Here is a 7,134-nt window from a genome sequence, read left to right as displayed (position 1 = left end):
TCGCCAAGGCCCGAAAGCCCTTCGAACCAAAGCTCGCCCCCTGAAAATAGGGCTTGCTCAACGTGACGGTATCTCACAGGAGATCCGCTCCGGCGTCCACTCCGGACCGCTGCCGTAGCGCCCCGGGCTGGTGTAGAGTCCGCACCGGTAGGTTCCGCCGTCTTGCTCCAGAGCCGGGCAGGCGCCGCGCGCCACGCCTAGGACCTCGAAGGCGACATGACACGGCCCGTCCAGGCAGCAGCAGCCGCACCGATTGCAGGGCCGGCCGTAGCCGGGCGGCGGGATCACCGGCGCGCCGGGCATCATGACGTGCCGCCGGCATCAGTCGACGCCAGCCGCTCCAGGGCTTCCAGGCACGACAGCCGAGCGTCACCGGCGACGACCGCCTCCAGGAAGGCTGCGGCACGCTCGATCTGTGGCACGTCTGTGGCCGACATCTCCCGCCCGCCCCACAGCAGCACACCGCGGAGAAGGGAGGCCGAGTCGCCGACGGTGCGCCGCGGCACGATGCAAATCGCCGCCCTGGCGTCACCGAGCTTCCGGCCCACTTGCTCGGGGACCGGGCTATCGTCGCCGTCATCGGCCTCGGTCAGCCGGTCGAACTCGGCGAGGAGGGCGGGGGTGTAAGGGGAGCGGGTAGGCAGCATGGCGGTCGGTTTCCCTTGCGCGGCGTTCTACTCATAACGTATAGTATTTCGGCTTCTGCGTCAACGCTTTTTGGGTAAAAATATGCATGATATAACTTTATTGCCGCTGCAATGCCGGGCCGCCCGCGGCATTCTCGGGTGGGACATCAACGACCTGTCAACCGCCACCGGTCTGACACGTAAGACAATTTCCGACTTCGAGAACGGCAAAACGGGCCCCCAACCCCGGACGCTGCGCGACATCCGTCATGCCCTAGAAACCGCGGGCGTTGAGTTCATCAATGCTGGCGCTACGTCGGCTGGCGGCGGGGCAGGCGTCCGTTTACGCGAAGGACAAACTAGCCAAGAGGATTGACAAATTGGGGGTACAGCGCATCATCAGTCCCCAGGGAATAGCGCGTGCAGGCCAACCCATCTCTGATTAACGAGACATCACCATGCTGGAGCGTCTTGGGGTTGTGATATACCTGCTGGGATGCAGCATAGCCGTTCTCTTTGGCGCGACGTCAATATACATTCTAGCAGTCGGAACGTCAGATGAGCGTTTTCTTGGACTGCTTGCAGCTGGCGTGGCGATCATTTCATGGTTGTTCGGGAAGGCAATACTATATGTGCTGGCAGATCGGTAAATGGAGGTGTGGGATTATGTAGTATTGCAACCACGGACAGGTAAATTCTTTCGTTATTGCCCGAGAATGCGTGTTGTCTATTGATGTATGTGTCCTACGGTGACAGAAATGAGCGAGCCTAGAAACCATCATTATTTGCCGCAATTCTACCTTAGGCCGTGGTGCGGTGATGATGGGCGTGTGGCAAGCTATCATCTCGTAAATGGCAAGGTAATGTGCGGAAGGAAAAGCACTAAGTCTATTGGTTCCGAAAGAGACCTTTATGCCTGCCGCCGTGATGGGCCGATGCCACGCCAATGGGTTGAGACAGAGTATATGACCCGAGAGGTTGATACGCCAGCAGCCGAGGTTCGAGACAAAATTTTAAACGGCGAAATAGAAAATATTACGCATCGAGAACGAAAAACATGGGCTCGTTTCATGTCGTCTCTGTTCGCGAGAAGGCCTGATGTCATTGGCCCGCATAGAGACGCGATGATGGAAATAATTGCTGGAGTTATATTGCAAAATCCGCCAAAATCGCAGCCAGATATCACAGAAGAGGAAGTTTTTGCTGCATTGCGGCGCGCCCCAACTGGCGCGATGCAGGATATGTCTTTGACGGCTATGATATATTCAATAGAAAACAGCGAGGTATATGATTGCATTCTTAGAGGGGCATGGGGACGCGCTGAGGTAGCGGGTTCTCGACTCCAATTTATGACTGGAGACACTCCTGTCTTCAGGGTGGTGGTTCAAGAAAATGGTAATATCGTGTACTTAATGTCAATATCTCCGGAAGTTGTTTTTTTCTGTTCGCGAGGGTCAGACATGATAATTGACGGCATGACTGGAAGTAGGGCCGTTGATTTAGTCATTATGTATAATAAGGGTGTCGTTAGAAATTCGAGGAAATTTGTCGTCGGTCGAGACTGTTCCCTTAAGTGCTTTGTCGAAACGTACTTTTCTTGCGGCAATTAGAAGATTTGGTTTGTCTGATCAATGCGAAGTTCTGCAGTTGCTGGTCCTCTTCGGGCTTTCGCTGAGGGCATTGGCGAAGCGACTTGGTTAGGGCATTACACCGTCAGCGACATCTTGGGTCGTGGCGTAAAGGAGTTCAAGCGGCTTCGCTCGGGCCGGCAACGACAAGTTCCGACGCATGTGACTAGGAAGGGAAGCGCTGCTGACCGTCGCACGCGTCGCCTCCTGAAACTGCACACGGGGGTGCTCACTGATGCTCTGCGTTCCCCGATCCGATACCGGCCGGTGGAACGGTAAAGGGGGCGGTTAGCCACCTGAGTCTAATGTTGGCGAATGGCTTGGTCTCGCTTCGATGCGGCGGTGAGGGAAGTCCAGGCCATGGAATCGGGGCGGCTCGCTCCGCCCGCATAATCGGAACGGCGCCAGCTGGCGGCCGCCGCGGGCGTGGTTGCCGCCGGACCCACCGCCAGCGGCGCTGGTCCGCCGGTCTATGTGCTTACGTTCGGGAACAGACGATCGCGGGTGCGGTTTTCACCTGCCGAGTGCCCCATCCCGCGCCGTGATGTCGGAGGCGCAATCTTCCGCGCCCCAAGCGCGCGCATCACTGGCCCAGCAAGAGCGTCGCCTGTTGGGGTGATCAGCAGCGATGCGTCCTGGAAGTGGCTGCTTCGGGTCAGCACGGCGGCCGTCTTCGGGATCTTTTGCCCCTTCGTCGCGGCCGCCCTGGGCATGCCGTTGAAGGATTCCTGAACCAACGCCTCGAGCCTGAGAGCCTCGTCGGGATCTTCGGGGAGGGGGATCTCCAGCTAGGGCATGGCGCCCTCGCCTGATCAGTTTCCATGACAGGATGGCCCGTCGTTTCAAACAGGTCAATCACGCGGCCCGCGGACGTGTATGATGGTCGGTCAGGGCAGGGCGCGCCTCTACGCCGGTGCGTCTGCCGCAGCGGCTTGTGTCACCGGCTCGACGACTACCCGCACCCGCGCCGCCCAGCGTTCCAGGGCGTCTCGCTTCTCCGACTGGTAGGCATACCGGTCGTAGATCGCGGTCACACCCCCTTCGACGTGGTTCTCGATTTTGCTGATCACCAGACGCGGCACGCCTAACCGGGCCATGCCGGTTGCCGCCGTGCGCCGCAGATCATGCAGCGTCCAGGGCTCGAGCGGCTTGACCCGCTCAGGGTCGTCGCCTCGCGCCTTCGCTTCCTTGCGCCGCAGTTCCAGCACGGCGGCGTCCAGCCGCTCCTTTGCCTTGGAAAAGCCGTTGAAGGGCTTGCCCGTCGTATCCCCTGGCGCGGCATCGTTCCCGCCCTCGACCTTGTCCGGCCGGCCTGGAAACACGAAGTCGCCGATGCGCGGCTGCGCTTTGATCACCTCGATGGCCAACGGCGACAACGGCACCTCGTGCTCCCGGTCCCCTTTCGTCATCCCGCGCGGGATCGTCCACACCCGACGCCCAAGGTCGACGTCCTGCCACCGCATTGCGCTGGTTTCGCCCTTTCTCTGCGCCGTCAGCAGGGCCACCCGCACGAACGGACCGAAGGCCGGACCCATGTCCGCTGTCGCCTGCCAGACCAAGCGCACCTCGTCATCGGTCAGCACCCGCTGGCGCTCCGATTCTGCAGCCGGCGGCTTCACCCGGTCACAAGGCGACGCAGCGACGATGTCCCGCTCGATGGCCCAGTTGAACAGCTTGCGGATCGCCGCCAGCGTGCGATTCGCCAGCACGGGAGCGCCGCGGTCGACGATGGCGTCGAGCAGCTCGATCACGTCCCGCCGGGTGATCGAGCCGATGGGACGCTTCGCCCATGCCTTCACCTCGGTGCTCAAGATGCGCTCCGTTTCCTTCGCCGACTTCGGCCGGGTGTTCGGGCGCACATAGCGAGCAACGAACTGTTCGGCGATGTGGGCGAAGGTGTCCACCTTCGGTTCCCCCGGTCCCTCTGCCTGGCGCTCGCCCGCGGGATCTTTCCCGGCCGCGACGGCTTCGAAGACGCCACGCGCCGCCTCGTGCGCCTTCGCCAGCGACAGGGCAGGGTAGACGCCGAGCTTCAGGCGGCGTTGGGCGCCGGCGATGCGGTACCGGACGAACCACGTCTTCGTGCCGTCTCCCTGGGCGCTGTCGGGCGCGACCCTCAGCCCGAGGCCAGGCATGGCGATGTCCCACAACTCCAGGCGGGCGCCACCGGCAGGAACGCGGACGGTCTTGACGCGGCGGTCGGTCAGCTTTTCGGAAGGCATGACGGGCTCCTGTCGGCCGTGCCCCAGCGGGTCAGTTGCTCTTCGTGGGGCACACATGGGGCACAGAGATGGGTGCGCTTGCCAGTGATTCCGTGTTACGTCATGTGGTGTGGGGCACAAGGAAATGCAGCAAATCCGCCGGAAAATGTGATCCTATGTCAGGTGCTGTTACGTGATAGCACCTAACTTTTAATCAGTAGGTCCTGGGTTCGAGCCCCAGCGCGCTCACCAATCAAACCCCTGGAACGGTCAGCGTTTCAGGGACTTCCCTTTCCAAGCGTCGGAGATTTTCCAACTCCGAGGCCGCCGCGCGATCGGCCGAGCGCGTGGTCATCCGGTTTGGCCGGCCCCCCTTTTCCGCCGCCCGCCGCCGCCCGGCTGGCACGGACGTTGGAGCCGTCGATGCACCAAACCTCAGCATCAATCGGGGATGTCGCGCCACTGTGCCCCGTGTGGGGCTTCCACATCAGACCGTTGATCGCTTGCCGGTGATCCCGCTGGGGGCCGCCGCCCTGTCTCCCGGTCCACGGCATCAAGTCTGCAATCCGTTTCCATTGCGCCTCGCTCAGCTCATACCGACGACGCCGTCCGTTCCCGCGGGGCATCCCTCCCTCGTCGGCACCTTCGCCACCGTGTCAACCCGTCGTCAGACAGGACTGGAATCAGCATCTGTGCCGGGCCTGACATTTTGGACCTGTGAGGAGCGGCTTTCGGCCAGAAGGCGGGGCAGCGCTCGGATTGAAACGTCACTGTGCCGGCGTCGGATTTGCTCCTGTGCAGCGATCGACACGATCGAGGGATCTCCGAGCCCGTTCGCCAGAAACTGTATGAACGGAAGGCCGTAGCAAGGCGCATACAACTCTAAATTTTCGACGATCGCATCCCGATTGCCGAGAGCATGGACCAGGATCGTGTATCTCCAGCTGTTTATGTAATCCTGTCGTTTTTCGCTTCGAAGTCCGAATCTGGCAGGGACCAGACCAATAGCTTTTTCCTCGCGATTCGTCCAAGCGTACATTTCCTCAAGAGTATAGAGGCACATGCTCGTTACTTGATCGCGAACAGCGGCTTTTATGGTGTCATCCGTGCGGTCAGAGTTCAGGGAGGTCAGCGAATCAAATCGGAGCCGGAGATAGTCGCGAAACAGACTGTGCATGTGGGTGCTGCGGTGCGAACTCGCGCTGACGAGGTAACTCCTGAACGCGATCACCACTGCGGCGGCCGCGATCGCTGCGCTGGCCGCAGTGGCGAGATTGCTCCACAGTGAGATGGCCTGTTCCACGCTCTTGTTTGTATGCAACGTGAACAGCGTCGTGCCGACCTCTGCACTCCAATGGAAGAAATTGGAGAAGGCGGGAACGATCCACTCATTCCGGAACGGGACGCCGACCGCGAAGACCAGCAAAAGAGCCGCGGCTAAAACAAAAACCCGCCTTTTTGTTCGACTGTCCGGCGCCGTTGACGGTGACACATCAATGACGGGATCTGCGGTACTGCTCTTCATGGCACCGCACCTGAATGAACTTAAACGGATGAACCATCATACCGATGAGTCCGGAGCGAAACCAGATTTCTCGGCGTATAGGCTGCAATGGCGGTTCTCAATCGTCCGATGCACAAGCATCTGTGTAACTTGAACCGCGCCGGGATTCCCGGTGCCCCCTTTCTCGAGAGAATGGGGGCACCATGACGAAGCGGACGGCAAGGCGGTGCGCACCACGGTCGGCGCCTCCCTTGCACACCTGCGGGGCCGAGCCTTCCCCATCGCCGGTGGTCGCCCACGGCTCCGGGAGCGTGGCGCCGCGGCGAGCGCGCGCGTCGTCCCCGCCGTGACGCCGGTGTCCATGACCCAGGAGGCGGCGGTCGACGGGACGCCACCGGCCGTGGCGTGAACGGCCGTCTCTGCCGCACTGCGGCATCTCCGGTCAAAAACGTGGCGCCGAGAACGGATCTGTGATATTTCCTCGCCGTCTCAAACGAATCGGAATGTGGAGGTAATATGAACGTCGAAGATCGCAAGGATCTGATCGCTCAAATGCCCGGCCACGACGCGGAATGCGGCGCCGAGACGCCGGTCGGTTCCAGGAAGAACACCGAAAGCATCGACGAAGACTACCATTTCGCCGCGGCGCTGGCGCATCGGCCGTCGGCGCACTGATCCAACGGGCCGGCGCGGGCCCGTCGCCCGCGCCGATGTCTACATTTTGCCGCGAAACTGTCCGGCAATCGCCCCAACGGGTGGCCTAGGTTGGACGGGTGACGGGAACCGAAGGAGGCACCACGTCGTCGCCGGAACGGCCGACGACGATGCCGCCGGTTCCCCCCCGGAACCACCAGGAGAAGCCCCCGATGACCACCGACCGCACTGGCCTCCTCTTCGAGGCCGACTTCGACAGCGGTTCCAGTGTCACCAGCATGGGATTCAAGTACTCCGGCAACCCGTCATCCATGACGACGGTCGATGGCCAGCGCGGAGTGCAGCTGACGCTCGACCACTACGGCTCGAACGACTACAACTACCGCACCGAGATCCAGCCGAACGCCCTGTCGTCCTCGCACTTCAGCAGCGGCATGTTCGCCGAGATGGGCGGCGAGTTCTGGTACAGCCTCGACACCTACATGCCCGAGAGCTGGTCGCAGACGGACAAGTCCGACACC

General features: G+C 61.3%; 7 protein-coding genes and 1 pseudogene. 4 read left to right on the top strand and 4 right to left on the bottom strand.

Annotated elements, in window-relative coordinates:
* Window positions 1-302 precede the first annotated feature (302 nt).
* Window positions 303-647 (bottom strand): hypothetical protein, encoded by a 345-nt coding sequence (locus tag ACSBPG_RS31600; protein WP_435541234.1) that lies wholly within the window; start codon window positions 645-647, stop codon window positions 303-305.
* Between the two features lie 82 nt (window positions 648-729).
* On the opposite strand from ACSBPG_RS31600, the gene ACSBPG_RS31595 reads away from it, so the two are divergent.
* Both ACSBPG_RS31595 and ACSBPG_RS31590 read left to right on the top strand, forming a co-directional pair.
* Window positions 730-1,002: a helix-turn-helix domain-containing protein gene (locus ACSBPG_RS31595; RefSeq protein WP_435541233.1), complete on the top strand. Its 273-nt coding sequence runs from the start codon at window positions 730-732 to the stop codon at window positions 1,000-1,002.
* A 361-nt stretch (window positions 1,003-1,363) separates the two neighbouring features.
* Window positions 1,364-2,236: a DUF4238 domain-containing protein gene (locus ACSBPG_RS31590; protein WP_435541232.1), complete on the top strand. Its 873-nt coding sequence runs from the start codon at window positions 1,364-1,366 to the stop codon at window positions 2,234-2,236.
* Between the two features lie 923 nt (window positions 2,237-3,159).
* Here the strand turns inward: ACSBPG_RS31590 and ACSBPG_RS31585 are convergent.
* The 3 genes and pseudogenes from ACSBPG_RS31585 to ACSBPG_RS31575 form a co-directional block, all read right to left on the bottom strand.
* Window positions 3,160-4,476 (bottom strand): tyrosine-type recombinase/integrase, encoded by a 1,317-nt coding sequence (locus ACSBPG_RS31585; RefSeq protein ID WP_435541231.1) that lies wholly within the window; start codon window positions 4,474-4,476, stop codon window positions 3,160-3,162.
* A gap of 299 nt (window positions 4,477-4,775) precedes the next feature.
* Window positions 4,776-4,901 (bottom strand): annotated as a pseudogene (locus ACSBPG_RS31580) (IS5/IS1182 family transposase); the annotation flags it as partial.
* 221 nt (window positions 4,902-5,122) lie between these two features.
* Window positions 5,123-5,980: a hypothetical protein gene (locus ACSBPG_RS31575; protein ID WP_435541230.1), complete on the bottom strand. Its 858-nt coding sequence runs from the start codon at window positions 5,978-5,980 to the stop codon at window positions 5,123-5,125.
* A 495-nt stretch (window positions 5,981-6,475) separates the two neighbouring features.
* Between ACSBPG_RS31575 and ACSBPG_RS31570 the strand changes: the two genes are divergently transcribed.
* Complete coding sequence (locus ACSBPG_RS31570) at window positions 6,476-6,634, top strand: hypothetical protein (protein WP_435541229.1); 159 nt, start codon at window positions 6,476-6,478, stop codon at window positions 6,632-6,634.
* A gap of 290 nt (window positions 6,635-6,924) precedes the next feature.
* The coding region (locus tag ACSBPG_RS31565; protein WP_435541228.1) for a hypothetical protein at window positions 6,925-7,134 on the top strand (210 nt) is incomplete at its 3' end.

The sequence above is a fragment of the Azospirillum sp. ST 5-10 genome, from assembly GCF_051225715.1.
In the GTDB taxonomy this organism is placed as follows: domain Bacteria; phylum Pseudomonadota; class Alphaproteobacteria; order Azospirillales; family Azospirillaceae; genus Azospirillum.
The sequence above is the reverse complement of the archived record's forward strand: the minus strand, read 5'-3'. Positions and strand labels throughout refer to the sequence as shown.

What these genes read in the sequence shown, in the direction of transcription:
- ACSBPG_RS31575 (WP_435541230.1), bottom strand. Translation starts at nt 5,980, where the DNA reads ATGAAGAGCAGTACCGCAGATCCCGTCATTGATGTGTCACCGTCAACG.
- ACSBPG_RS31595 (WP_435541233.1), top strand. Translation starts at nt 730, where the DNA reads ATGCATGATATAACTTTATTGCCGCTGCAATGCCGGGCCGCCCGCGGC.
- ACSBPG_RS31585 (WP_435541231.1), bottom strand. Translation starts at nt 4,476, where the DNA reads ATGCCTTCCGAAAAGCTGACCGACCGCCGCGTCAAGACCGTCCGCGTT.
- ACSBPG_RS31570 (WP_435541229.1), top strand. Translation starts at nt 6,476, where the DNA reads ATGAACGTCGAAGATCGCAAGGATCTGATCGCTCAAATGCCCGGCCAC.
- ACSBPG_RS31590 (WP_435541232.1), top strand. Translation starts at nt 1,364, where the DNA reads ATGTGTCCTACGGTGACAGAAATGAGCGAGCCTAGAAACCATCATTAT.
- ACSBPG_RS31600 (WP_435541234.1), bottom strand. Translation starts at nt 647, where the DNA reads ATGCTGCCTACCCGCTCCCCTTACACCCCCGCCCTCCTCGCCGAGTTC.